Origin of the sequence: Polynucleobacter sp. JS-JIR-II-b4, assembly GCF_018687815.1 — a bacterium.
Lineage (GTDB): Bacteria > Pseudomonadota > Gammaproteobacteria > Burkholderiales > Burkholderiaceae > Polynucleobacter.
Window position 1 is genome coordinate 1548093 of sequence record NZ_CP061306.1, and the last position, 22812, is coordinate 1570904.

The following is a 22812-nucleotide window of genomic DNA, read 5'->3' on the forward strand; positions in this document are numbered from 1 at the left end:
ACAATTCACCAGAAAGCAAATGACGCCCTTAAAAAATAAATGAGAAAAACTATTTTCAACTTACCGAAAAATGTGTAGTAAGTTAACTACCGCTCTCAATGATTTTAAGGATGATGTAGTGGATTAACAACCATTATCCCAATGGGGACGGGGCTTGTAGGGCTATTTAATGTGGTACTACTTTTGAGTTAATCGCCACAGTGAAGTGACTTCTTTAGACCTCGCCGCATGCAATGCATCAGCTTTATCAAATGCCTTGTTATGCGTTGGCTTCGTATCTAAACGCGCAATCACTTTTAAGCCTGTCTGCTCAATCCAACTTAGAAGCTCTTCTCTTGTTCTCAAGCCTAAGTGCTCTGCTAAGTCAGAAAGAATGAGCCAACCCTCGCCATTTGGCAGCAGATGATCTTTTAAACCATTCAAGAAACCTTTCAGCATCTGGCTCTCAGGGTCATACACCGCATGCTCTAGCGAGGAACTCGGTCTTGCAGGTAGCCATGGTGGATTACAAACAATGAGTGCTGCTTTGCCGTCTGGAAAAAGATTGGCTTTCTGAATTTCAATTTGCGAATTCAAGTCCAAGTGGTCAATATTTTCTTTCGCACAAGCAATCGCTCGATCACTTAGATCGGTCGCAATAATCTTCTGAACATTTCTCAGAGCCAAAATCACTGCCAACACTCCAGTACCCGTCCCAATATCAAAAGCAATAGAGCCATCTTTTATTGCTTCAGGTATGGGGGCTTTCAGCACCAGGCTAATATATTCACTGCGCACTGGAGAGAAAACACCATAGTGTGGATGAATACGAACCTCTTCATCATCCCTAGTGAGAACTTGAACACCTGTCTTGCGCCACTCATGAGCGCTAATCACGCCAAGCAACTCACGTAAAGAAATTACATAGGAAGTTTCTTGCGTTCCATAGGCCTCAAGGCAGGCCTGAGCAACATCCGGCGCACGCCTTAAAGAAATACTATGGTCGGCGTTGACCTGTATCAAAATCATTCCCAGAATACGTGCGCGTTGGGATTGGGCAAGGCGATGCAGGTTGAATGCATCCAAGGGACTTTTGGTTTTCTCTTTGGAAACTCTGTCAGCTCTAGTAGATTTCTTGGAAGGCTTATCTACCCTTCTTACCAAAGCCTGTAAGAGTTGCCGCGCATTCTGAAAGTCGCCCCTGTAAAGCATCGCAGTACCTTCACAAGCCAAGCGATAAGCAATATCAGCAGTCAGCGTGTCATCTGCAATCTGAATCTTTTTATGCGGTGCAATGCCATTTTCAGAATGCCAATGAGCGGAACAGATTTGTTCGCCCTCTTCCCATTGAAGGGTTGCTGATTGCGTCACTTAGGAAACCACAAAGCGATTGTTTTGATAATCATCGATTGCTTGTTCAATTTCAGCCCGAGTATTCATCACAAAAGGGCCGTACTGAACGATAGGCTCATGCAAGGGCAATGCTGCAAGCACGATAAACTGCGCCCCCAGATCTCCAGACCTCACCTTTAAGCGATCACCATCCCCAAGGACGATAGCTGCCTGCTTTGGGGCGGGCATCATTGGCCCACCTATTTCCAGCTCACCCTCATATACATAAACAAATGCATTAAGTTCTTTTGGAATGCGTTGCTCAAACTCTGCGTTGGGTGACAACTGCACGTCTAGAAATAATGGCGCAGTGGTAATCCCCTGAATCGGACCTTGAACTGCTTTACCACCATCTTCGTATGCGCCCGCAATGACCTTTACTGAGCCACCGTTTGCCAAAGCAATCTTCGGAATATCTTCAACCTGGATATCTTTATAGCCAGCCGGCTTCATCTTCTCTTTTGCAGGTAAATTAATCCACAACTGAAAGCCGCGCATGGCACCGCTCACTTGCTGTGGCATCTCTGAATGAATAATGCCGCGCCCTGCCGTCATCCATTGCACGCCACCAGTTTTCAGGTGACCCTGATTTCCCAAATGATCCTCATGCAACATGTGACCTTCCAGCATATAGGTGACCGTCTCAAAACCCCGATGGGGATGTGCCGGAAAGCCCGCTACATAATCATGTGGATCATTGGAGGAAAACTCATCGAGCATCAAGAAAGGATCTAATCTAACTTGATTCTGACCACCAAGACTACGACGCAATTTCACACCCGCACCATCAGAAGTGGCAATGCCAGGAATAATGGTTTGGATATTGCGGATCATATTGATGAATGCTTTGACTTGGCTTTAGCTAAGCTTTGACTTTAAGCTGGAGGATGATCTTCAGGATTGACATCCAGCGCTATCAAGAATCGAGACACCATGTTGTAAGCGGCGATTACCGTGACTAATTCCACGGTATCTGTGCTTCCCAAAGCCTTTTGCAAGCGCTTCATTAATTCAGGATCTACCTTGATATTGCGCGTCATCTGAAAAGTGAGTTCGGCAGCGTCATTCTCCACTGGGGAGTACAGATCTTTTGGAAAATTCGGTTGTCCAATGAGTCGCAAGCCTTGGACCTGCTCCTCAGTGCCGCCCGCTTTCTTAAAAGGTGGCGCATGGTGAAAGAATTCATACTCAGCACCATTCAAGACTGCTACACCACACATGGCCAACTCACGCAACTTCGGATCCAAAGACAGGTTATTTCGAATCTCACCGATAAAGTGATTCCAGCCCTCTGCGATAGGAACGCTATGCAAGAGCATGCGATCTAAATTAATAAATTGACCACCACGTCTTGTGCGAATAGCAGCAACCAACTCTGCTGGCTCTGCCAAATCCATTGGCTGATACGGAATTAAACGTTCTGACATACTTACCTTTTATTAATACTGCTTATCAACAACTCTTACTGAGCAGTTTCTTTAATATTATTTTCAATGACAAACTTACCCCAGATACCAATTTGCTTGCCGATAAACTCTTGTGCAGCAACAGGGGTGCCACCAACAATTTGAATGCCTTGCATTTTGAACTTCTCAGCGACAGCAGGCGTCTTCAGGGCTTTATTTAATGCTTTGTTCATTGCATCGATCACTGCCGGAGATGTTTTACCAGGAGCCAATACCGCCCACCAAGCTGGCGCACTAAAGCCTGGGAAGCCGCTCTCAGAAATTGTCGGCACATTAGGCAATGATGGTGAACGCTTGGCAGTCGTAATCACTAGAGGAATAACTCCACCGTTATCGATATGAGGTTTCACCAAAAATTCTGAGCCAACCGCCAACTCCACTTGACCGCCCAACGCATCCTGCATTAAAGGACCGCCACCACGATAAGGAATGTGATTCCAATCAAAGCCCGCTTGTTTTGCAAGGCGCGCCATTGCTAAGTGACCCAAGCTACCAATTCCAATGGAACCGTAACTAAATTGCTTACCAGTCTTGGAAAGATCCACTAATTGTTTAAAGCTGGTGATGCCAGATTTTTTGCTGGCAACCAACACCATCGGTGATGTGCCAACCAAAATCACGGGAGCAATATCTTTTATCGTGTCATAGGGAAGTTTGTCTTTGAGACTAGGGTTCACACCATGGGTATCAAATACCACTGCAAAGGTGTAGCCATCCGGGTCGGACCGAGTCATTGCAGAGGTACCAATCACACCGGAGGCGCCTCCTACGTTTTCAACAATCACGTTTTGCTTTAGTTCCGCTTGCAAAGCAGGCGCCAATACACGAGCAACCTGGTCAACTGAGCCGCCCGGCGGAAAGACCGCAATTAAACGAATTGGCTTTTGGGTGGGCCATGTGCCAACACCCGCACTTTGCGCCAAAGCAACACCGCTTACCCCTAAGGCCATCAAAGCGGCTAATAGGCTGTTTTTAAGGGCTTTTTTAGCCATTTTCACTAAATCCTGCATGGGACTTGTCTCCTCTAGATAAGACCTCAAGATTAACACCCCCTCAGCCTATTTGCTCGATAATGCTGCTGTAGCCCAGTGAGAGAAAAATGAAGTCAATTCTAAATATTGCCGCCTATTTATTTGTCAGCCTAGATGGCTTGCCAGAGCTGCGTGCCAAAATGCTGGATGAATGCAACGCCCGCCAGTTGAAGGGAACCATCTTGTTGACTGGTGAAGGCATCAACATGTTCCTTGCCGGCAAAACAGATGCGCTACGTGGATTTCTGGATTGGCTCCGTACTGACCCCCGTTTTGCTCCACTTCAAGCAAAAGAAAGTTGGTCCGATGATCAGCCCTTCAAGAAGATGTTGATCAAACTCAAAAATGAAATTATTCGCATGAATCACCCAGCGATTCGTCCTGAGGAAGGTCGTGCTAATTTCATTGGCCCCAAAAAATTGCAAGAGTGGTTAGATCGCGGCACTGACGATCTAGGTCGTCCTGTAGTGATGGTTGATACGCGTAACGCCTTTGAAGTCGACTACGGCACTTTTGAGAATGCAATGCATTTCAATATTGAAAAGTTCACTGAGTTTCCAGCGGCAATTTCTGCACATAAAGATGATTTAGCCGATAAGACGCTGGTCAGCTTTTGTACGGGCGGTATTCGCTGTGAAAAATCTGGCTTGTATATGCGGGAAATTGGCATGGAGCACAGCTACCAACTAGAAGGCGGTATTTTGAAATATTTCGAGGAAGTGGGTTCCGCTCATTACCAAGGCAGCTGCTTTGTCTTTGATGAGCGTGAGGCGCTGGAGCCAAACCTTGACTCCATCCCCGTAGAGCACTCCATTCGAAAGAAACTCAAAGCCAGCCCAGCCTGAGCAGAGCTAACGCTATCAATAGTAAAATGATTTGGCTATACAAAACTAACTTATAACAATAATTCGGACTCGAGACATGTCTAATACGATCAATCGGCAAAGGCCGATTTTTTTGTCATCCCTTCTTTTTGCTTTTTTGGGATTGGCATTCCATTTCAATGCGCAGGCGCAAAGTGCAGCAACCTATCCAACCAAACCTATCAAACTGATTGCACCAGTAGCTGCTGGTGGCGGACTAGATAATATTGCGCGCGCTGTTGCGGAAAAACTTTCTCGATCCATTGGTCAAACAGTGGTTGTAGAAAATATGGGGGGTGGTGGCGGATCCATTGCCTCACAAGCAACCGCTAAAGCACCAGCTGATGGCTACACGCTGATGATTGCTTATGTAGGAACACACGGCACTAACCCTGCTGTCCGCAAACTACCTTACGACGCCATTAAAGATTTCACACCGATTGGCATGATTGGTGCAACACCTAACGTACTCATTATCAATCCTGATCTACCAATCAAGAATTTCAAAGAGTTTGTAGATTACGCCAAGAAGAATCCTGCCAAGTTAAGTTATGGATCTGCTGGTCCAGGCACTCTGACACATCTTGGCATGGAGCAATTAAAGCTAGCAGCTGGAATATTTATGGTGCATGTGCCTTATCGTGGCGTAGGTCCTGCCTACACTGATTTATTGGCAGGCCAGACTCAAGCGATGTTCCCTACTCTATTTGCAGCGTTGCCATACATCAATACGAATAGGGTTCGTGGGCTTGCCGTTACTGGAGCCAAACGCAGCCCAGTAGCCCCTAATATTCCCACCTTCAAAGAGCTTGGATATAACGGCTTTGATGGCCAACAGTGGTATGGCTTGGTAGGCCCTGCAAATCTTCCACCCGCGATTGTTGCAAAGCTCAATGCTGAATTAAACAAAGTTCTCGCACTACCAGACTTCTCAGAAAAAATGACGAGTGAGGCTTTGACATTGATGCCAATGACACCTCCTCAATTTACTAATTACATCAAAGAAGATATTGCACGCTGGGCTAAGGTTGCCAAAGACCGCAATATTGAAATCGATTAATTTTCAATATCCGCTTATTTAAAAATACTCACACTTATTCATAGGAAATTTATATGTCTCACGCTATTGCTGCAGCAGCCGATCTCAATGCACCACCAGTCACCAAAATTTTGGCGGAGTTTGTTAATACTCACCCAAGCCAAGGATGGACTCCAGAGGTTGAACACGAGGCGCATCGTACATTCTTAAACTGGCTTGGTTGTGCGATCGGCGCAGCCAATCATGAGAGCGTTGAATCGTCTTTAGCCGCTATTCGTGAATTTCAGCCAGCGCCACAAGCCAGCATCCTCGGTCGCAAAGATAAAGTAGACATGGGCGGAGCAGCATTGATTAACGGCATCAGCTCACATACTTTTGACTTTGACGATACTCACCTCAAAACCGTGATTCATCCAGCTGGCCCAGTGGCTTCTGCAATCCTAGCCTTAGGCGAACACATTGGTACCAATGGCCGTCAAATGATTGACTCTCTTGTTCTAGGTATTGATGTTGCTTGTCGAGTCGGCAATGCAATGTATCCGGATCACTACCATCGTGGCTGGCATATCACTGGCTCCACTGGGATGTTGGGTTCTGCTGCTGCATGTTCACGCTTAATGGGTCTTGATCTGCAAAAAACAATTATGGCTCTAGGTATTGCTGCCTCACAACCGGTTGGCATGCGCGAGCAATTTGGCACGATGACCAAACCCTTTCATCCAGGTGGCGCTGCACGCGCAGGTCAACTTTCTGCGCTGTTGGCAAAACATGGTTTTACTGCAAGCTCTAAAGCGCTTGAAGCGGGCCGTGGCTATATGCAAACCGTTTCTACTAAGTGCGACTGGTCAGAAATTGATCGCGCCCTTGGAAAATCTTTTGAGATTTCCTTAAACACCTACAAACCATTCGCCTGCGGAATTGTGATTCACCCAGCTATTGATGCTTGCGCCCAATTACGCGCCCAAGGTGTCAAGGCAGAAGAGGTTGAACGCATTGAGTTACGTGTTCACCCACTGGTACTCGAATTAACTGGCAAGAAAACACCTAAAGATGGACTAGAAGGCAAGTTCAGCGTGTATCACGGATGCGCTGTGGGCTTGATGTTTGGTCAAGCAGGTGAAGGTGAATATGCGGATGAGATCGTCAACCGTCCTGACGTTGTAGCCTTACGCGCTAAAGTGAATGCGACTACCGATACCTCCATTAGTGAAGCATCTGTGGACGTTAAAGCCTTCCTTAAGGATGGCAGAGAAGTGCATATCTTTGTAAAGAATGCGATTGGATCTGTAGAAAATCCAATGAGCGATGCCAACTTGGAGCAAAAATTTACAAGCTTGGCCGAGCCAGTAATTGGAAAAGAGAAAACTATTCAACTGATTTCTGCACTCTGGAAGTTAGGACAAGCGCCAGACCTCAAGCAAATCTTAAGCCTTTGCACTCCAGACTAATTTCACCTGAAAGTTTTTTCATTTATGGCTTCATTACCGAACATCGTTATTCTTGGAGATTATGAGCGCGCTCTACGTCGCTTCTCTAACTGGGATAAGTTAGACCAACAAGCTAAGCTCACTATCTACCATGATCCTTTGCGTGATGAAGCCTTATATGAAGCAGTAAAAGATGCCGACGCGATTGCTATCGTAAGAGATCGCTCACCCTTCAATGAGGCGATGATCGCGCGCTTACCAAAGCTCAAGTTTTTAATGTTTACTGGCGAACGCAATGGCACCCTAGAAGCCTCTGCTCTAGTTTCCAGAAATATCCCCATGGGCTGCACGCCAGGTGGGCCCTCAAAAGAAACTACCGCTGAGCTTACTTGGGCTTTGATTCTGGGGGCATCTAAGCGCCTGATTGAAGAAAATAAACTGATCGCCTCTGGTGGCTGGCGCGATGCATTTTCTCTCCTACCAATGCTCTCTGGCGAACGCTTGGGCATTATGGGCTTAGGTGCTATTGGCAGTCGGGTGGCACGTGTTGGCGCTGCTTTTGGTATGGAGGTTGTAGCGTGGAGTCCGCGCATGACCCCAGAACGTGCAGCAGCTGAAAATGCAAAAGCCGTTAGCTTAGATGAGTTACTCAAAACCTCTAAAGTGGTATCCATGCACTTAGTAGCGGGCCCCGGAACTAAGGGATTGATTAGCGCCGATCAATTGGCGCTAATGCGTCCAGATTCAATTCTAATCAACACTTCGCGTGCTGCACTCATTAATATGCCTGACCTCCAAAAGGCGCTAGCCTCCGGTAGACCAGGACAAGCAGCGGTGGATGTGTTTGATGTTGAGCCCCTTCCTGAAAAAGATGCACTACGCAATACTCCCAATCTTTTAGTGACGCCTCATTTAGGCTTTATTGCTGAACCAATTTTTGAGGCTTTCTCAAAAGGTATTACAGAAACTTTAGAAGCATGGCTAGAAAATAAACCAGTACCACACCCCTTTAAGCCTCAATAATTTATTAATAAACAGCGTCCTCGATGCATAACCTAACTCCGTCACAGCTTTTTATCAGTTTTAGCAAAATTGGTATGTCAGGCTTTGGTGGTGTACTCCCTTGGGCCAGACGAACCCTAGTGGAGCGGGACAAAATTCTGACGTCTGAGGAATTTAGTGCCATCCTTGGCATTTGCCAAATCGTTCCAGGCCCCAATATTGTTAACCTCGCTGTTTGCGTTGGCTCTCGATTTGCGGGAGCAAGGGGAGCAGCTGCTGCAGTCCTTGGTCTGACACTAGGGCCCATTGCCATTGTGCTATTACTTGCTACGCTCTATCAACACTACAGCTATTTGGATACAGTGAAAGGACTATTGCGAGGCATCTCTGCAGTAGGTGTAGGTCTCATCGCTTCAACTGGCTTCAAGATGCTACGCGATGAGTTTCGCTTTCCTTTGATGCTGCTAGTAGTTGTCATCACTATCTGTGCAGTCACCTACTTTCATCTCGGTCTAGGTTGGGTTGTGCTCGCTGTTTTACCGCTAGCACTGTTCTTGGCACGTAAGAAAGCGCTTAGTTCATGAGTATGCTTTTAAGCGTCTTCCTAAAACTATCCGCCTTCTCGCTAGTTGCGTTTGGCGGTGTCAACGCTTTGCTACCAGAGTTGTTAAACTTGGCCGTCTATCAAGAGCATTGGATTGATCTGCAAACTTTTTCAGATTACTTTGCTATAGCGCAAGCAGCACCCGGCCCAAATTTTATGACTGTCACCCTATTGGGCTGGCATATTTATGGCGTAATAGGTGCATTTATTGCCACACTGGCGATTGCATGGCCCTCATCTATCCTGATTTATTTTTTGCAGCGCTTTATTATGGGCATTCAAGATCCCATCAAGAAAAAATCTATTCAGTACGCAGCGGCAGCGCTAGCCATTGGACTGGTTCTTTCTTCTGCATGGCAAATTGCTATTCAAATTAACCATGGCGCGGCAGCCTACGCCTTGACCCTTGCGACTATCGGCTTTACATTATTCACACGCTGGCACCCTCTATATCTAATTGTCATAGGTGGAGCCTTAGGCTTTCTAGGATTTATTTAAACATTTTAGGAATTAATATGCGACTGATTCAATTCTCGACCTTCTGCCTGTTAAGCTTTCTTTCTGTTTTCTGCAGCGTATCTTTTGCGCAAAGCAATTACCCTAGCAAGCCAATTAACTTCATCGTCCCTTATGGTGCTGGTGGTAGCGCTGACTCTAGAAGTCGCCAAATTGCGCAAAAGATGAGCATCATTCTCAAGCAACCAATCGTCGTAGATAACAAGCCAGGTGCTGGCGGCAATATTGGTACAGAAGCAATTGTTCGTGCTGCACCTGATGGATACACCATCGGCATGGGTAACTTCGCCCCAATGTCGGTCAATAAAACGCTCTTTGGTAATTTGCGTTATGACCCGGAGATAGATTTAACACCCATCATATTGATTGAAAAAGGACCTTTGGTATTGGTGGTCAATCCAAACTCCCCTTACAAATCTGTACAAGATATTGTTGCTGCTGCTAAAGCAAAGCCTGGGGTGCTTACGTTCTCTTCTGGCGGCATCGGAGGAAGCCACCAACTGTCTGCCGAACTCTTTGAACAAAATGCGGGTATTCAGATGATTCATGTGCCATACAAAAGTGGCTCTGCAGCACTAACCGACCTCATGGGTGGCAACGTTGACCTCATGTTCGATCAAATGTATTCCGCTGTTCCCAGCATCAAGGCTGACAAGATTCGACCACTTGCTATTACCAGCAAAAAACGCTCTCCTCTATTACCTAATGTTCCCAGCTTTACAGAGCTAGGCTACCCAAAAGTAGAGGTTCTCAATTGGCAAGGACTCATTGCGCCCAAGGGAACACCTAAGGCCATTATTGATAAATTAAATGCTGCTGCAAATGAGGCGCTCAAAGATCCTCAACTACGTGAACTCATGCTCTCACAAGGGAATGAGATTGGTGGAGGGAGTCCAGCTGAATTTGCCAGCCTGATTAAAGCTGAGAGTGCCAAATGGAGTGCTGTTGTAAAAACAGCCAATATCAAGCCGGAGTAAGGAATTCTAAATTGAATGACATTGGGGGCTTAGCGCCCCCAATTTTATTTGAGGGCCTGATAAGTCAGGATACCCAAGAAAGTTAAAGCGAGCGAGCCAATGAGATTGAGCAGCGCCGTGCCCAAGGCCCATGTAAATTCCCCGCGCTGCATAAAGCCAACCACCTCGGCAGAAAAGCTTGAGAAGGTAGTCAAACCACCCAAGAAACCAGTGACCACTAATAGTTTCCACTCTGGAGAAAGGCTTGGATTGTTGCCAAAAAATGCAACCGCAATACCAATCAAATATCCACCAACCATATTCGATATAAAAGTACCCAATGGCAGTGCCGAAGCCATCCCAACGGTAGCGAAATTAAAGCCAGCTCTTAATAAAGCGCCGAAGCCTGCTCCAAAAAAGATTGCAAAGATAGGAAGCCACATAATCTGTTCTTGTTATTGAATTGAAAAACCCAGCATGCCAATTGAACTCATCTCAATTCCATCTATATAGATTTTGGCCTGCTCTCCCTCTTCCTGCAAGGCCAAGGTATACAAGGCTGGCCAATAATGCTCTGCGGTCGGAATAGAGAGGTGTGCTGCATCTCCAAAACGCTCCCAGTCAATCAATGCCTCATGATGATTGGCGCGCATTTCTGAAGCAAAAAAATCATTGAACTCTTTTGCCCATGGATAAGGCTCAGCGCCCTCTTGCCAATGGATGGTGCGCAAGTTATGTACCACATTACCACTAGATAAAATCAAAATATTTTCATCACGCAAGGGGCGTAATTGCTTAGCAAGCTCATAGTGCTCACGTGCTGACATTGCACCATCGAGACTCAGCTGCACTACAGGCACATCCGCATTGGGGTACATGTATTTCAGAACCGACCAAGCTCCATGATCAATACCCCATTCATTCTCTTCAAGCACAACAGGAACGCTCAATAATTCTTGCACGCGATCAGCTAATGCAGGGCTACCTGGCGCTGGATATTGCACATCAAACAGTGCTTGTGGAAAGCCACCGAAATCATGAATCGTTTTTGGTTTAGTCATTGCAGTTACCCAAACTCCGCGGGTTACCCAATGTGCTGAGATCATCAAAATAGCGTCAGGACGCTTTAATGATTTTCCAAGAGCCGACCATGCCGCTGTATAGCGGTTGGGCTCTATGGCATACATCGGACTGCCATGGCCAGCAAATATTGCAGGTTGGCGATGGCTAGTCATTAATACTGATTAACCGAATACGTAACCTGTATGAGCCGCAACCAATGCAAACAAAATAGCCAAGCTAGTAGCAGCGGCCAACATCACGACCAATGTAATGATCTTTTTGTTGATCTCTTCTTTAGATTCGTTATGCCATTCGTTCATGCTAAATCCTCTATAAACACATTAATGAATAGGGTAATTATCCACTATCGACCGCGACCGGCCTTGCGCATCATGCCTTTTCCCCCACCAAAGCCTGCCTGAGGCCTTCCGGCTGGGCCAGAGGGTCCTTTTGGGACGGGTGGACGTGCTGGCGGCTTCGCTGCTAGCGCTTTTACCGGGGTTTTTGAATCGGGTTTCTTTTCGTCAGTCACTTTGAGCTCCTATGGATATCATATTGCCATGATTACTGACTATTCTATCCAAGCTGTCGCAATTAATGCGATTCCCCTGATTTTTGCCATCACCATCCATGAGGCAGCCCATGGCTACGCAGCTCGCAGGTTTGGCGATAACACCGCCTACATGCTGGGACGGGTGAGCCTCAATCCCGCAAAACATATAGACCCTGTGGGTACCATATTGATTCCACTCGTCTTAATTCTGACGGGGTCTCCTTTTTTGGTGGGGTATGCCAAGCCGGTACCAGTCAATTTTGGGCGACTCAGAAACCCCAGAATTGACTCGATTTGGGTGGCCTTAGCGGGACCGGGATCGAATTTTGTACAGGCAATCATTTGGGCGGTCTTTTGGGTTCTAGTGCAGGGCTTCGGAATTGATGAGCCCTTCCTGACTTCTATGGCAAAAGCAGGGGTAATGTGGAATATCGGTTTACTGGCATTTAATCTGTTTCCACTACCACCCCTCGATGGCGGAAGAATTTTGGCTGGTCTTTTGCCCGCACGCCAATCCATCGCCCTCGGTAGATTAGAGCCCTGGGGATTTTTTATTGTGCTTGGCCTCGTCTTTACTGGAATTATTGGCACTCTGTGGATGGAGCCCCTCAGCAGCTTTTTCCTGGGCATCATCAATCTTCTCATGACCCCCCTCAGAATGATTTTTTAAGCGGGCAAAAATTACTATTCTGGGATATGCTCAAAATAAGCAGCCCAACTGATCAATGGAGAGCAATCATGAAACTACAAAAATTTATTTTGGCAGGCACTGCAGCTGTTTTAGCAATTAGCGCAGGTGCTGCATTTGCTCAATTTCAAAATGCAGAAAAAGCAATTGAATATCGTCAAAGCGTCATGACAGTCATTGGCACTCATTTCGGACGAATTGGCGCTGTGGTTAAAGGTGCGGCACCTTATAACAAAGACGATGTGAGCAAAAATGCAGAGATCGTAGCAATGATGTCTACTTTGCCTTGGCAAGCCTTTGGTCCTGGCACTGAAGGCGGTAAGGCAAAACCTGAGGTCTGGTCAGACAACGCAAAGTTCAAAGCTGCCGCAGACAAAATGCAATTAGCTGCTCTTGATCTCAATAAAGCCGCTCAGTCAGGCGACTTAGAAAGCATTAAAAAATCTTTTGGCGCAGCAGGAGCAACCTGCAAAGGCTGCCATGACGATTTCAAAAAGAAATAAGTAATTTTTAGTGATCGTTATTTCGTAATTAAGTAACCGACCGCTACCGCGATCACGCTTAAAAGTATCAAAGCGAAACCGCGCTGTAACACTCCATCCTTGGAGTCACGACCCAAGTCAGCAGGCAGGTATTGAGCCTCTTCGCTTGGGTCGATTTCTTTATCGCCACTAATCATTGGCTTAATGAGATTCTCACCTTTGAATTTCTTGTAATACCAAATCGCTGCGATATGAATTGCAATAAGGGTGTAAATCACCACTTGATTACCTTCGTGAATCTCCGATAAAAATGAAGATATCGAACCAGACACATACTTTGCTAGTGGCCCCTGAAAGGAGACCTCATCGTCGACAAATAAGCCAGTCAGCACTTGAACGCATAAAACAAAAATGAGTGCAAATACAGAAATTGCACCAATCGGGTTATGTCCAAGAACGCGAGGCGAACTTCCACTTAAGTAATCAAAAATCGCTTTTTTAGTTGGCAAGAAAGAGGTGAAGCGCGCATGGGTGGATCCAACAAAACCCCAGACAATTCTGAAGATCAACAAGGTCAAAATGCTGTAACCGAAATAAGCATGCCATTGAATGAATTCATCACCCAAATTGATGGTCACAAAGCTACCAGCTATACAAATCACCAGCAACCAATGAAATACGCGGATTGGTAGATCCCATACTCGAATAATTTTCTTCATCCTTTAAGGATAATCCTCTTCTCCTCTAAAATGGAGGGAATTCATGAATCCTGGCAAAGCCTTTAGAACCCTATTGCTGTACCGCATTGGCGCAACCCTAAGCTATCAAATTACGATGGTGGCGGTAGGTTGGCATCTCTACGAAATCACTAACAGCGTAGTTTCACTTGGGCTGATTGGTCTCGCGGAGCTTGTTCCCTACTTTGCACTGGCTCTGTATTCAGGTCACGCGGTTGATCACTACTCCCGTAAATGGATTGCTGCAATCGCCTGCCTCATTCATATTGCGGTCGGGTTATTTTTAACGGTCATCGCATTGGGCTGGCTTACACCACCGATACCGTTGATCTACACCGCGGTGGCATTTATTGGCATTGGGAGAGCTTTACTAAGACCTTCTTATCAAGCGCTTTTTGGACAAATTATTCCGAGAGACCAACTGCCGCGTTACACAGCATATGCATCTTCAGCTTTTCAGATTTGCGTAGTGGCCGGCCCAGGATTAGGTGGACTGATGATTGGTTTCGCTGGTCTTGAGTGGACTTATTTGCTCGCCGCCTTCTGCGGGGCAGTCGGTTTATATGGAATCACTTTCATTACTGCCGTCCAAGAGAAGTCGAGCGACTTATCTAAACACTTTCTAAAAAGCTTTTTAGAAGGCTTCCATTACGTCAGAAAACATGAATTGATTTTAAGCATCATGGCACTTGATATGTTTGCCGTTCTCTTCGGTGGCGCAGTTTCTATCCTTCCAGCATTTGTTAAGGAAGTGCTCAATGCAGGTCCGGAAACCCTGGGAATACTGCGTGCAGCGCCGGCAGCTGGGGCTGTACTTACTGGAATCTACCTCGCTCGACGCCCTGTGCTGAACGACTCGGGAAAATATCTCCTGATCTCAGTGGCAGGATTTGGGGCGGCGATTATTGCCTTTGGCATCTCCAGCAATTTATGGCTCTGCGCATTCTTTCTATTTATCTCCGGATGCTTTGACTCGATATCAGTGGTAATTCGGGGCAGCATCATGCAGCTCACTACGCCAGATCATATGCGCGGCAGAATTAGCGCTATTAACGGCATCTTCATTGGTTCATCCAATGAATTGGGTGCGCTTGAATCTGGCATTGCTGCCAGTATGATCGGCTTAGTGCCATCCATCGTATTTGGCGGAGTCGCGACGATTGCTATCGTCCTTATTACTTACCGACTCGCCCCACATCTAGGCAAGCTACATCTGAAAGATATTTCTTAGTAGCCAACCCAACAACTTGTTGCTATTTAATTTCAGGCAGATCTTTCTGAATAATCTTCAGGCCAGCACGCAATGCTTCTTGATAGCGCTCACGTTCAGCCTTAATTGTTTCAGCAGTCCAGGTGAAGAAGCCTTCACCAGTTTTCATGCCAAACTTGCCGCTTGCGATGCGATCACTCAAGCACTTCGCTATCGTTGGTGAATTGTTTAAGGTTGGATAGATGGTTGCGCCTCCAGCACCGTGTACCTCAAGGCCAGCATGATCTCGTTGCATGGCTGGGCCTGCGGCGATATAGCGAAAGCCAAAACCAAAACGAACGGCCTTATCAATATCTTCTGGTGTACAGATGCCTTCATCAACCATTGAAAAAGCCTCACGCGATAAAGCATGCTGCAAACGATTAGCCAAAAATCCTGGAAGATCTTTTTTCACAGTAACAGGCACCATGCCACACGCTGTCATTAAACGTGAGAGGCTTTCACCTACCATTGGAGAAGTCTTTGCACCATATACCACCTCTACACAAGGTACTAAATGGGCAGGCATAAAGAAATGTAAGCCAATCATACGAGCAGCTGTTTTTAGGCCGTTGGCAATTTCACTAATTGGGAAGCTCGTACTATTGCTTGCCAATACCGCCTCAGGCTTTGCATATTTTTCCAACTTCGCAAATAGCTCTCGCTTGATATCTAAACGCTCAGGCACACACTCAATCACCAAATCAATATCAGACCAATCAACCTCTTCGAGCGAACCCGCCACAGACAGCAAATGAATGCGATTCTCATAACCGAGATCTGCCATGGTGCTTGCAAAGTAATCCGGCAAGAGGGCTCGTCGCTCTGTAGTTGGCTCTACCACCTGGACTGCACAGCCACCACGTGCACAAACGGCCGCAACGTCTGCGCCCATAGTGCCCCCACCGACGATAACTACCTTGGTTTCAGCTGGGGTAAATAACATGAATACTCTCCTAAAAGGGGAAGGACTTTTTCTGAAAAATCCTCTTACAATGGGGTCATTATTTCAATAAAAAAGTTAGTGAGACATGATCCCCGTCAATTCGGTGCTACAGGTCGGCCATTTCCCTGAAATTATGCAGGCAGAAATAGATCGGCGCTTTACCCCTTTTCACCATCCCGATCCTCAAGAGCCTGCTCCTGCCGGAAACTTTCAGGCGATTTTGATTCGCTCCAATACCAAGCTGCCCGAGGCCCTAGTTAAACAGATCCCCAGTATTCGTATGGTTGCTACTTGCGGGGTCGGCTATGACAACCTGCCATTAAGCTATCTAAAAGAGCAAGGCATTAAGGCAAGCAATACTCCTGGCGTTCTGAATGATGCGGTATGCGAACTGGCCATTGGCATGATGCTAGCCCTACTGCGCCAACTGCCCGAGGCTCAGGAATATGTCAAAAGTACAGCATGGTCAAAGGCGCCCTTTAGGCTGACCACCACCCTAGCTGGTAAGCGTGTAGGCATATCCGGCATGGGTCGCATTGGGCAAGATCTGGCTAAACGTTTAGAGCCCTTTAAAGTAGAAATTGCTTATTCAGGGCCCAATAAAAAATCCCTCCCTTATACCTATTACCCTGACGTTGAAGCGCTGGCGAAGGTCTGCGATATTTTGTTTTTGGCCTGTCCTGCAACTCCAGCTACAGACAAAATGATCAATGCCAATGTACTAGAGGCCCTGGGGCCATCGGGTTACTTAATTAATATTGCGCGTGGAAGCGTTGTAGATGAGCCCGCCCTTTTATATGCACTGCAGCATAAAAAGATTGCTGGTGCCGCTTTAGATGTTTTTGAGAACGAACCTAACCCAAGTCATGAATTTTTAACGCTTGATAATGTATTGTTAACACCACATATTGGGAGTGCTACCGCGGAAACACGGATAGCCATGACTAATTTAGCTGTAGATAATTTAGAAGCATTCTTTGAGCAACAAACACTTCCATCGGAAGTAAATAACTAAAAAATAACGGAGCCAGTATGACGATTTCCTTGCACCCATCCACCTTACCTGCGGTGTTATCACCAGTAATTACCCCATTCAAGGCAGACGGCAGCCCAGACGCTCCTAAGTTACTAAAACAATGTCAATGGTTAGAAGCCAATGGCGTTGGACAAGCCATCTTTGGCACGAATTCCGAAGCAAACTCGATGTCTGCTCCACAGAAGATGAGCACCTTAACTGCATTAATTGAAGGCGGCTTAAATCCAGATCACCTGATGCCAGGCACTGGTGCAACTTCCATCGACGCTACTGTCAACATGACCCGCCATGCAGTAAATCATAAATGCGCAGGGGTGCTGATGTTGCCGCCTTTTTATTACAAAGACGTTACTGATGATGGCTTATTTGCTTATTTTTCTGAAGTGATTCAAAAAGTCGGCAGTGCCGCACTACAGATTTATATCTACAACATTCCACCAGTTACCAAAATCAATTTAAGTCTATCTTTGCTTGAGCGTTTAGCAAAAGAGTATCCAAAAACTGTTGTAGGCATGAAAGATAGCTCCGGTGATTGGGCTTATACAGAATCTGTGATCAAGTTGTTAGCCCCTTCAGGCTTCCGCGTATATGCAGGTAGCGAAGTATTCCTCATGCGTGCCTTGCGTGCTGGCGGCGTTGGCTGCATCTCTGCTACCGCCAATGTGAACCCAAAAGCGATTGCCGATTTAGCGGCTCATTGGAGAGAATCCAATGCTGATGAACGTCAAGCTAGCCTAGACCAAGTGCGCGGCATTTTTGCCAAGTACCAAATGATTGCTGGTATGAAAACGGCTGTAGCCCATTACACCAAAGATGCTGAGTGGCTCCGTGTACGTCCACCACTGATGCAGTTAAGTGCTGATCAACAAGCCCAACTACTTGCTGAGCTGAAAGCAATCAACTTCAGCATGCCTGGCCTGTAATTTATAAATTCAAAAAATAATTAGGAGACAACAATGAAACTACTTAAAGTCATTGCCTTATCACTCAGCCTTCTTTGCGCCAGCGTAAGTGCACAGAATATTTCTATCGCAACTGGTGGTACAGGCGGTGTTTACTACCCTATGGGCGGTGGTCTAGCCTCTGTTCTCTCCAGCAAGGTTCCTGGCATGTCTGCAACAGCAGAAGTAACAGGTGGTTCAGTAGACAACTTGAATCTCATTGGCACAGGTAAGCCATATGTTGGCTTCTCCATGGCTGACGCTGCTAAAGATGCTCAGATTGGCGAAGGTAAGTTTGCTGGCAAAAAAGTAGATCTACGTACTTTAGTTGTTCTGTATCCAAACCTCATGCACGTGGTAACAGTCGATTCCACAGGCATTAAGTCCATGAAAGACCTCAAGGGCAAGCGCATTAGTACTGGCGCCCCTGGTAGCGCAACGGAAGTCATGGCATTTCGCCTACTGGAAGCTGCTGGGATTGATAAAGACAAGGATGTGAAGCGTGAGCGATTGAGCGTTGCCGAATCCGTTAATGCCATTAAAGACCGCAAAATTGATGCATTCTTCTGGGTGGGTGGATTACCAACAGCAGCCGTAACTGACTTAGCCAATACGCCAGGAACCAAGATTGTGATGGTCGACACCGGCGAAGAGGTGGCTGCCATGAATAAAAAATATGGCAACCTTTACTTTGTAACTACTATTCCAAAGGCCACTTATAGCGGCATGGCTAGAGACAATAAAGTCGCAGCAGTTGCCAATATCTTGGTAGTTAATGCCAATATGCCTGATGATCAGGCTTATAAGATTGTTAAGGCAATCTTTGATAACAAATTGGAATTGGTGCGTACTCATCAAGAATTTATGAGCGTCAGCCTAGAAAACCAAAAAACAAAATCAACCCCTATTGATTTTCATCCAGGCGCACTCAAGTACTTCAAAGAAAAGAACGTCAAACTCAATTAATTTGATGCTCTATCGGGGGTGAGCCAGTCTCACCCCTTTCGTTTTACGGTAGTGAATACATAAAGTAGTGCATAAAAATAATTACAGAGGTTGAGACATGAATCAAAACGTTATCGATAACGAAACCCAAGAAAAATTAGACGCCTTTATTAAGCAAGAGGAAGGCGATTCAAATGATTACAAAGGCCTGCTAGCCAAATTCATTACCCTTGTAGCGGTAGGCATGTCGCTCTTTCACTTATATGCCGCGTATTCGATTGTGCCAACGCAAGAGTTGCGCGTCATACACGTTGCTCTAGTTTTATTTTTAGTATTCCTCAGCTTTCCAATAGCTGATCGCTTCAAAAATCGCTTAATGCCCTGGGATATCGTTTTTGCGCTTGTATCCGTTGGAATTGCCTATTACATTCTGAGTGGTGGCGATGATTTTATGGACCGCAATACTGCGCCTAACTCTACCGATGTCATGGTGGGCATTGCATTAATTCTCCTAATCTTAGAAAGTGTGCGCAGAACCAATGGCATGATCTTGGTTACAGTAACAGCCCTGTTTCTGCTCTATGCATTATTTGGCAACTACTTACCAGCACCTTGGACTCACAAGGGTTACGATCTTGATCGTCTGGTAGGCTATATGTATATGACACTTGAGGGCATCTATGGCACAGCTGTTGATGTTTCTGCAACCCTCATCATTCTTTTCACCATCTTCGGCGCTTTCTTGCAATTTACTGGCGCAGGAAAGTTCTTTATTGATTTCTCATTCGCGGCAATGGGTGGAAAATCTTCTGGGGTTGGCAGAACCATCGTAATGTCCTCCTTCTTGCTCGGCGGACCATCAGGATCCGGTGTAGCAACAACAGTTACCGTGGGCTCAGTTGCAGCACCCATGCTGGACAAAGTGGGTTACGAGAAAAATGCTGCCGGCGGCCTTTTGGCAGCAGGTGGTCTTGGTGCCATTATCTCGCCTCCTGTACTGGGCGCAGCTGCATTCCTAATTGCAGATTTTCTGAAGATTTCGTATTTAGACGTATTGCTGATGGCAACCATCCCAACCATCCTTTTCTATCTTGGCTTATTCGTGATGGTCGAAATTGATGTACGCAAATATGGCATGAAAAATATTCACTTTGAGTCTTCCGAAACAGCTTGGCAGCTCACTAAGAAATATTGGTTTCACTTCTTCTCCCTCATCTCGATTGTGGTGTTTATGCTGATGGGCTTCTCCCCTGTCATGTCCGTATTCTGGGCGACAGTAGTTTCGGCCTTATCCAGCATGTTGCGTGAAGATACTGCCATTATTCCTTGGGCATGGTTTAAAGGTAAAGAACCGATTCTCTCTGGCCTATACAACTCCAACCTGACTAAGGCACTTGCAACTGGTTCAACTGGTGTCTTAGCTATCGCCGCCACCTGTGCTGGTGCCGGCCTCATTGTGGGTACCGTTACCTTAACCGGTCTTGGCCTAAAATTTAGCTCGATTGTTATTCAGTACGCAGGTGGCTCGCTCTTGCTAACAACCATCTTTACCGCCCTTGTAGTTTGGGTGGTTGGCCTTGCTGTTCCAGTAACTGCTTCTTACATTATTTGTGCGGTAATTGCAGCGCCTGCTTTGATTAATTTAGGCGTGCCTGATTTTGCAGCTCACATGTTTATCTTCTATTACGCTGTACTTTCTGAAGTGTCGCCACCGACTGCACTCTCGCCATTTGCAGCCGCCGCAATTTGTAAAGGTAATCCCTATAAGACTACTTTGCAAACTTGGAAATATGTTGCTCCGGCCATTCTAGTTCCATTTATGTTTGTGTTAGATAAGTCAGGCGTCAGCTTGTTGTTGATGGGATCAACTAGCGCTCTTGAGCAAGCAGACTGGATGCAAATTGCTTGGGTCTCTTTCACGGCCGTTGTTGGAATCATCTGCCTAGCCGGTGGATTACAAGGTTGGTTCATTGAGAAAACCAAGATCTTTGAGCGCGTCATCATGGTGTTCTCTGGGGTTGCTCTTGCCTACCCTTCCACAGAGGCGGACTTAGTTGGCTTTGTTGGATTTGGTTTGGTGCTGGTGACTCAAACAATTACCCATTTCAAACTCAATCCCAGATCTTCTTAAGGTACACCCAATAGGTGGGCGGATCTCATCCTCAAAACAATAAGGCCCGCTTGAGCGGGCCTTATTGTTTCTAGCAATTGCTTATCTTAAGAGATCTTGGTCCAAGCGGCTTTACCAGCATATTTCTTGACAGCAGATTCATCAAACTCGAAACCTAAACCAGGGGTTTTATGCAAAATCAAGTCCCCATTCTTAAATGTCAGCTGCTTATTGATCAATCTACGGAAGTTCAGCACCTGATCATCCAAGAAGAATTCGACAAAGCGTGCATTGGGTGTGGCTGCCACCAATGGTGCATGCAAATCATGCATCCAGTGCGGACAAACTATGACGCCCTTCAAATCAGCGTACGCAGAAATTCTTCTCCACTCGGTAATACCTCCGCAGACAGCCGCATCAGATTGCAGAATGGCAGCTCCACCAGCATCAATCAACTCTCTAAAGCGCCAGCGCCCTGCTTCCATTTCACCGGTAGCAACGTTGATTTTGGTTTGACGCGCCAAGGCAGCATGTAAATCAATCGCATCTGGAGAAAAAGGTTCTTCAATCCAATACGGGTTGTATGCCTCAAAGCGACGCACATACTCGAGAGCCGTAGGTAGATCGCGCCAGGCATTATTTGCATCGAGAGTAAGCAATACATCATCACCTACAGCTTGGCGAGCCGCCTTTACACGCGCCTCCTCTTCTGAAGGCGATAAACGCCCCACCTTCATCTTGACTGCCTTAAAGCCCTGCTTTACGTAAGACTCCATTTCTTTGCCTAACTTGGCAGGCGTTTTACCTTCAAGATAGTAGCCGCCACTAGCATAAGCTGGCACCCGATCATCAACCACTGAACCCAAGTATTGATGCAAAGGTAAGCCAACTGAGCGCGCATTTAAATCCCACAAAGCAGTATCCAAAATCGAGATGCCGCGCATTACTGCGCCTGCACGACCCTGGAGGATGGATTCGTTATACATCTCCATCCAGAGACCTTCACTGCGGTGACTATTTTGACCAATGAGTTTGGGGGCCAGCAATTGCTCAACAGCAAGTTTGGCAATATCTCCGCCGGCACTGCCGACATAGCAAAAGCCGATGCCCTCATTACCATCCTTGCCGCGAACTTTTACCAGGCAATAGTGACGCTCAGAAACAGTGCGAGTGGAAAATGAAGTGACTTTATCCAAAGGTACTGCTACAGAGGCAACTTGGATGGATTCAATAATCGGCATCTAAACTCCTTAATCAAAAATTGATTGTATCGAGAATTTAATGTGCCGACAGGTGCCTGAATAAAGAATAATTAATCCACTCCATTACAAATGCAGATGGCGAAAATGAGCCGAGTTGTTGTTATCCGAACAAGTATCTTGTATGTTAGATTTGCTGCAAAGTTGATACATTCACCCCCCCCAATATCCTCAAACCACCATGTTGTGCAACAGATTTAGTTAAAAGTGGCAAAACTGATATTGCTAAAGCTGCCGGTTTTAGACCTTGGCCAGTCGATGAGGCGGTCGCTGTAAAGCAAAATTATGGGCAAAGGCTGAAAGCCGCCTTTGAAGCTCTCAAGCTAGCGCCCGATCAAGATTAAGTCTAATTTGCTGCAGCACAGCATATTTATTCGGAAGAGCCCTCACATTATTAGATAATTGAGGGGTGAATAAAAAAGTATCTCTTGGCTCCCTGTTCACTAGGGGAGTAATCATTTTTTCTGGCTGCGCCTTTCTTAGCTCAACCCCGGGCTTGGCATATGCAGCTCAAAGCAGCCAACCTCAA

Annotated in this window: 25 protein-coding genes; 14 read left to right on the top strand and 11 right to left on the bottom strand. The window is 46.2% G+C overall.

The window, feature by feature from the left end; translation table 11 throughout:
- Nucleotides 1-177: 177 nt before the first annotated feature.
- From ICV90_RS07825 to ICV90_RS07840, 4 genes are read right to left on the bottom strand one after another with little or no spacing between them, the layout of a single operon-like run.
- A complete protein-coding gene (locus ICV90_RS07825) occupies nt 178-1350 on the bottom strand; it encodes a methyltransferase (protein ID WP_215358206.1) in 1173 nt (390 codons plus the stop codon).
- On the bottom strand, nt 1351-2205 hold the full coding sequence (locus ICV90_RS07830) for a pirin family protein (RefSeq protein ID WP_215358209.1): 855 nt from the start codon (nt 2203-2205) through the stop codon (nt 1351-1353).
- Between the two features lie 41 nt (nt 2206-2246).
- Complete coding sequence (locus ICV90_RS07835; protein WP_215358217.1) at nt 2247-2798, bottom strand: carboxymuconolactone decarboxylase family protein; 552 nt, start codon at nt 2796-2798, stop codon at nt 2247-2249.
- A 35-nt stretch (nt 2799-2833) separates the two neighbouring features.
- Nucleotides 2834-3829, bottom strand: coding sequence for a tripartite tricarboxylate transporter substrate binding protein (locus ICV90_RS07840; RefSeq protein WP_251367707.1), 996 nt, complete (start codon nt 3827-3829; stop codon nt 2834-2836).
- Between the two features lie 107 nt (nt 3830-3936).
- Here ICV90_RS07840 and ICV90_RS07845 point away from each other — a divergent pair, with 107 nt between their 5' ends.
- The 7 genes from ICV90_RS07845 (at nt 3937) to ICV90_RS07875 (ending at nt 10296) form a co-directional block, all read left to right on the top strand.
- Complete coding sequence (locus ICV90_RS07845) at nt 3937-4713, top strand: sulfurtransferase (RefSeq protein WP_215358227.1); 777 nt, start codon at nt 3937-3939, stop codon at nt 4711-4713.
- 76 nt (nt 4714-4789) lie between these two features.
- On the top strand, nt 4790-5791 hold the full coding sequence (locus ICV90_RS07850) for a tripartite tricarboxylate transporter substrate binding protein (RefSeq protein ID WP_251367708.1): 1002 nt from the start codon (nt 4790-4792) through the stop codon (nt 5789-5791).
- Nucleotides 5792-5844: 53 nt separating this feature from the next.
- Nucleotides 5845-7218, top strand: a complete 1374-nt coding sequence (locus ICV90_RS07855) for an MmgE/PrpD family protein (protein WP_215358229.1) — start codon at nt 5845-5847, stop codon at nt 7216-7218.
- Nucleotides 7219-7242: 24 nt separating this feature from the next.
- Entirely contained in the window at nt 7243-8220 is a 978-nt protein-coding gene (locus ICV90_RS07860; protein ID WP_215358231.1) for a D-2-hydroxyacid dehydrogenase family protein, read from the top strand.
- A 23-nt stretch (nt 8221-8243) separates the two neighbouring features.
- A complete protein-coding gene (locus ICV90_RS07865; protein ID WP_215358233.1) occupies nt 8244-8783 on the top strand; it encodes a chromate transporter in 540 nt (179 codons plus the stop codon).
- The gene (locus tag ICV90_RS07870) at nt 8780-9301 is read left to right on the top strand and encodes a chromate transporter (RefSeq protein ID WP_215358234.1); all 522 of its coding nucleotides are present in this window, start codon (nt 8780-8782) and stop codon (nt 9299-9301) included. Before ICV90_RS07865 ends, ICV90_RS07870 begins: the two co-directional genes overlap by 4 nt.
- Nucleotides 9302-9318: 17 nt before the next feature.
- Nucleotides 9319-10296: a tripartite tricarboxylate transporter substrate binding protein gene (locus ICV90_RS07875; RefSeq protein WP_215358236.1), complete on the top strand. Its 978-nt coding sequence runs from the start codon at nt 9319-9321 to the stop codon at nt 10294-10296.
- A 44-nt stretch (nt 10297-10340) separates the two neighbouring features.
- On the opposite strand, the gene crcB is transcribed toward ICV90_RS07875, so the two are convergent.
- From crcB to ICV90_RS07895, 4 genes are read right to left on the bottom strand one after another with little or no spacing between them, the layout of a single operon-like run.
- Entirely contained in the window at nt 10341-10718 is a 378-nt protein-coding gene (gene crcB, locus ICV90_RS07880) for a fluoride efflux transporter CrcB (RefSeq protein WP_215358238.1), read from the bottom strand.
- A 12-nt stretch (nt 10719-10730) separates the two neighbouring features.
- The gene (gene ygiD, locus ICV90_RS07885; protein WP_215358240.1) at nt 10731-11510 is read right to left on the bottom strand and encodes a 4,5-DOPA dioxygenase extradiol; all 780 of its coding nucleotides are present in this window, start codon (nt 11508-11510) and stop codon (nt 10731-10733) included.
- Nucleotides 11511-11519: 9 nt separating this feature from the next.
- The gene (locus ICV90_RS07890) at nt 11520-11657 is read right to left on the bottom strand and encodes a hypothetical protein (RefSeq protein WP_169709848.1); all 138 of its coding nucleotides are present in this window, start codon (nt 11655-11657) and stop codon (nt 11520-11522) included.
- Nucleotides 11658-11701: 44 nt separating this feature from the next.
- Entirely contained in the window at nt 11702-11869 is a 168-nt protein-coding gene (locus ICV90_RS07895; RefSeq protein ID WP_215358242.1) for a hypothetical protein, read from the bottom strand.
- A gap of 28 nt (nt 11870-11897) precedes the next feature.
- Between ICV90_RS07895 and ICV90_RS07900 the strand changes: the two genes are divergently transcribed.
- Nucleotides 11898-12560, top strand: a complete 663-nt coding sequence (locus ICV90_RS07900; RefSeq protein ID WP_072583693.1) for a site-2 protease family protein — start codon at nt 11898-11900, stop codon at nt 12558-12560.
- 68 nt (nt 12561-12628) lie between these two features.
- Entirely contained in the window at nt 12629-13081 is a 453-nt protein-coding gene (locus ICV90_RS07905; protein ID WP_215358244.1) for a cytochrome c, read from the top strand.
- 17 nt (nt 13082-13098) lie between these two features.
- Here ICV90_RS07905 and ICV90_RS07910 read toward each other — a convergent pair whose 3' ends face one another.
- A complete protein-coding gene (locus tag ICV90_RS07910; protein ID WP_215358246.1) occupies nt 13099-13779 on the bottom strand; it encodes a cytochrome b/b6 domain-containing protein in 681 nt (226 codons plus the stop codon).
- Between the two features lie 43 nt (nt 13780-13822).
- Between ICV90_RS07910 and ICV90_RS07915 the strand changes: the two genes are divergently transcribed.
- A complete protein-coding gene (locus ICV90_RS07915; RefSeq protein ID WP_215358248.1) occupies nt 13823-15028 on the top strand; it encodes an MFS transporter in 1206 nt (401 codons plus the stop codon).
- A 22-nt stretch (nt 15029-15050) separates the two neighbouring features.
- Here ICV90_RS07915 and ICV90_RS07920 read toward each other — a convergent pair whose 3' ends face one another.
- Nucleotides 15051-15992, bottom strand: a complete 942-nt coding sequence (locus ICV90_RS07920; RefSeq protein WP_215358255.1) for a 3-hydroxyacyl-CoA dehydrogenase family protein — start codon at nt 15990-15992, stop codon at nt 15051-15053.
- 85 nt (nt 15993-16077) lie between these two features.
- Between ICV90_RS07920 and ICV90_RS07925 the strand changes: the two genes are divergently transcribed.
- From ICV90_RS07925 to ICV90_RS07940, 4 genes are all read left to right on the top strand, one after another.
- The gene (locus ICV90_RS07925) at nt 16078-17007 is read left to right on the top strand and encodes a 2-hydroxyacid dehydrogenase (RefSeq protein WP_215358261.1); all 930 of its coding nucleotides are present in this window, start codon (nt 16078-16080) and stop codon (nt 17005-17007) included.
- A 17-nt stretch (nt 17008-17024) separates the two neighbouring features.
- Nucleotides 17025-17951 (top strand): dihydrodipicolinate synthase family protein, encoded by a 927-nt coding sequence (locus ICV90_RS07930; protein WP_215358263.1) that lies wholly within the window; start codon nt 17025-17027, stop codon nt 17949-17951.
- A gap of 33 nt (nt 17952-17984) precedes the next feature.
- On the top strand, nt 17985-18935 hold the full coding sequence (locus ICV90_RS07935) for a TAXI family TRAP transporter solute-binding subunit (RefSeq protein WP_215358265.1): 951 nt from the start codon (nt 17985-17987) through the stop codon (nt 18933-18935).
- 97 nt (nt 18936-19032) lie between these two features.
- The gene (locus tag ICV90_RS07940) at nt 19033-21045 is read left to right on the top strand and encodes a TRAP transporter fused permease subunit (RefSeq protein ID WP_215358267.1); all 2013 of its coding nucleotides are present in this window, start codon (nt 19033-19035) and stop codon (nt 21043-21045) included.
- A gap of 86 nt (nt 21046-21131) precedes the next feature.
- Here the strand turns inward: ICV90_RS07940 and ICV90_RS07945 are convergent, their stop codons facing one another.
- A complete protein-coding gene (locus tag ICV90_RS07945; RefSeq protein ID WP_215358269.1) occupies nt 21132-22265 on the bottom strand; it encodes a mandelate racemase/muconate lactonizing enzyme family protein in 1134 nt (377 codons plus the stop codon).
- Nucleotides 22266-22812: the final 547 nt, after the last annotated feature.

Coding starts and splice junctions, on each gene's coding strand:
- ICV90_RS07830 (WP_215358209.1), bottom strand. CDS start 2,205: ATGATCCGCAATATCCAAACCATTATTCCTGGCATTGCCACTTCTGAT.
- ICV90_RS07835 (WP_215358217.1), bottom strand. CDS start 2,798: ATGTCAGAACGTTTAATTCCGTATCAGCCAATGGATTTGGCAGAGCCA.
- ICV90_RS07840 (WP_251367707.1), bottom strand. CDS start 3,829: ATGGCTAAAAAAGCCCTTAAAAACAGCCTATTAGCCGCTTTGATGGCC.
- ICV90_RS07845 (WP_215358227.1), top strand. CDS start 3,937: ATGAAGTCAATTCTAAATATTGCCGCCTATTTATTTGTCAGCCTAGAT.
- ICV90_RS07850 (WP_251367708.1), top strand. CDS start 4,790: ATGTCTAATACGATCAATCGGCAAAGGCCGATTTTTTTGTCATCCCTT.
- ICV90_RS07855 (WP_215358229.1), top strand. CDS start 5,845: ATGTCTCACGCTATTGCTGCAGCAGCCGATCTCAATGCACCACCAGTC.
- ICV90_RS07860 (WP_215358231.1), top strand. CDS start 7,243: ATGGCTTCATTACCGAACATCGTTATTCTTGGAGATTATGAGCGCGCT.
- ICV90_RS07865 (WP_215358233.1), top strand. CDS start 8,244: ATGCATAACCTAACTCCGTCACAGCTTTTTATCAGTTTTAGCAAAATT.
- ICV90_RS07870 (WP_215358234.1), top strand. CDS start 8,780: ATGAGTATGCTTTTAAGCGTCTTCCTAAAACTATCCGCCTTCTCGCTA.
- ICV90_RS07875 (WP_215358236.1), top strand. CDS start 9,319: ATGCGACTGATTCAATTCTCGACCTTCTGCCTGTTAAGCTTTCTTTCT.
- crcB (WP_215358238.1), bottom strand. CDS start 10,718: ATGTGGCTTCCTATCTTTGCAATCTTTTTTGGAGCAGGCTTCGGCGCT.
- ygiD (WP_215358240.1), bottom strand. CDS start 11,510: ATGACTAGCCATCGCCAACCTGCAATATTTGCTGGCCATGGCAGTCCG.
- ICV90_RS07890 (WP_169709848.1), bottom strand. CDS start 11,657: ATGAACGAATGGCATAACGAATCTAAAGAAGAGATCAACAAAAAGATC.
- ICV90_RS07900 (WP_072583693.1), top strand. CDS start 11,898: ATGATTACTGACTATTCTATCCAAGCTGTCGCAATTAATGCGATTCCC.
- ICV90_RS07905 (WP_215358244.1), top strand. CDS start 12,629: ATGAAACTACAAAAATTTATTTTGGCAGGCACTGCAGCTGTTTTAGCA.
- ICV90_RS07910 (WP_215358246.1), bottom strand. CDS start 13,779: ATGAAGAAAATTATTCGAGTATGGGATCTACCAATCCGCGTATTTCAT.
- ICV90_RS07915 (WP_215358248.1), top strand. CDS start 13,823: ATGAATCCTGGCAAAGCCTTTAGAACCCTATTGCTGTACCGCATTGGC.
- ICV90_RS07920 (WP_215358255.1), bottom strand. CDS start 15,992: ATGTTATTTACCCCAGCTGAAACCAAGGTAGTTATCGTCGGTGGGGGC.
- ICV90_RS07925 (WP_215358261.1), top strand. CDS start 16,078: ATGATCCCCGTCAATTCGGTGCTACAGGTCGGCCATTTCCCTGAAATT.
- ICV90_RS07930 (WP_215358263.1), top strand. CDS start 17,025: ATGACGATTTCCTTGCACCCATCCACCTTACCTGCGGTGTTATCACCA.
- ICV90_RS07935 (WP_215358265.1), top strand. CDS start 17,985: ATGAAACTACTTAAAGTCATTGCCTTATCACTCAGCCTTCTTTGCGCC.
- ICV90_RS07940 (WP_215358267.1), top strand. CDS start 19,033: ATGAATCAAAACGTTATCGATAACGAAACCCAAGAAAAATTAGACGCC.
- ICV90_RS07945 (WP_215358269.1), bottom strand. CDS start 22,265: ATGCCGATTATTGAATCCATCCAAGTTGCCTCTGTAGCAGTACCTTTG.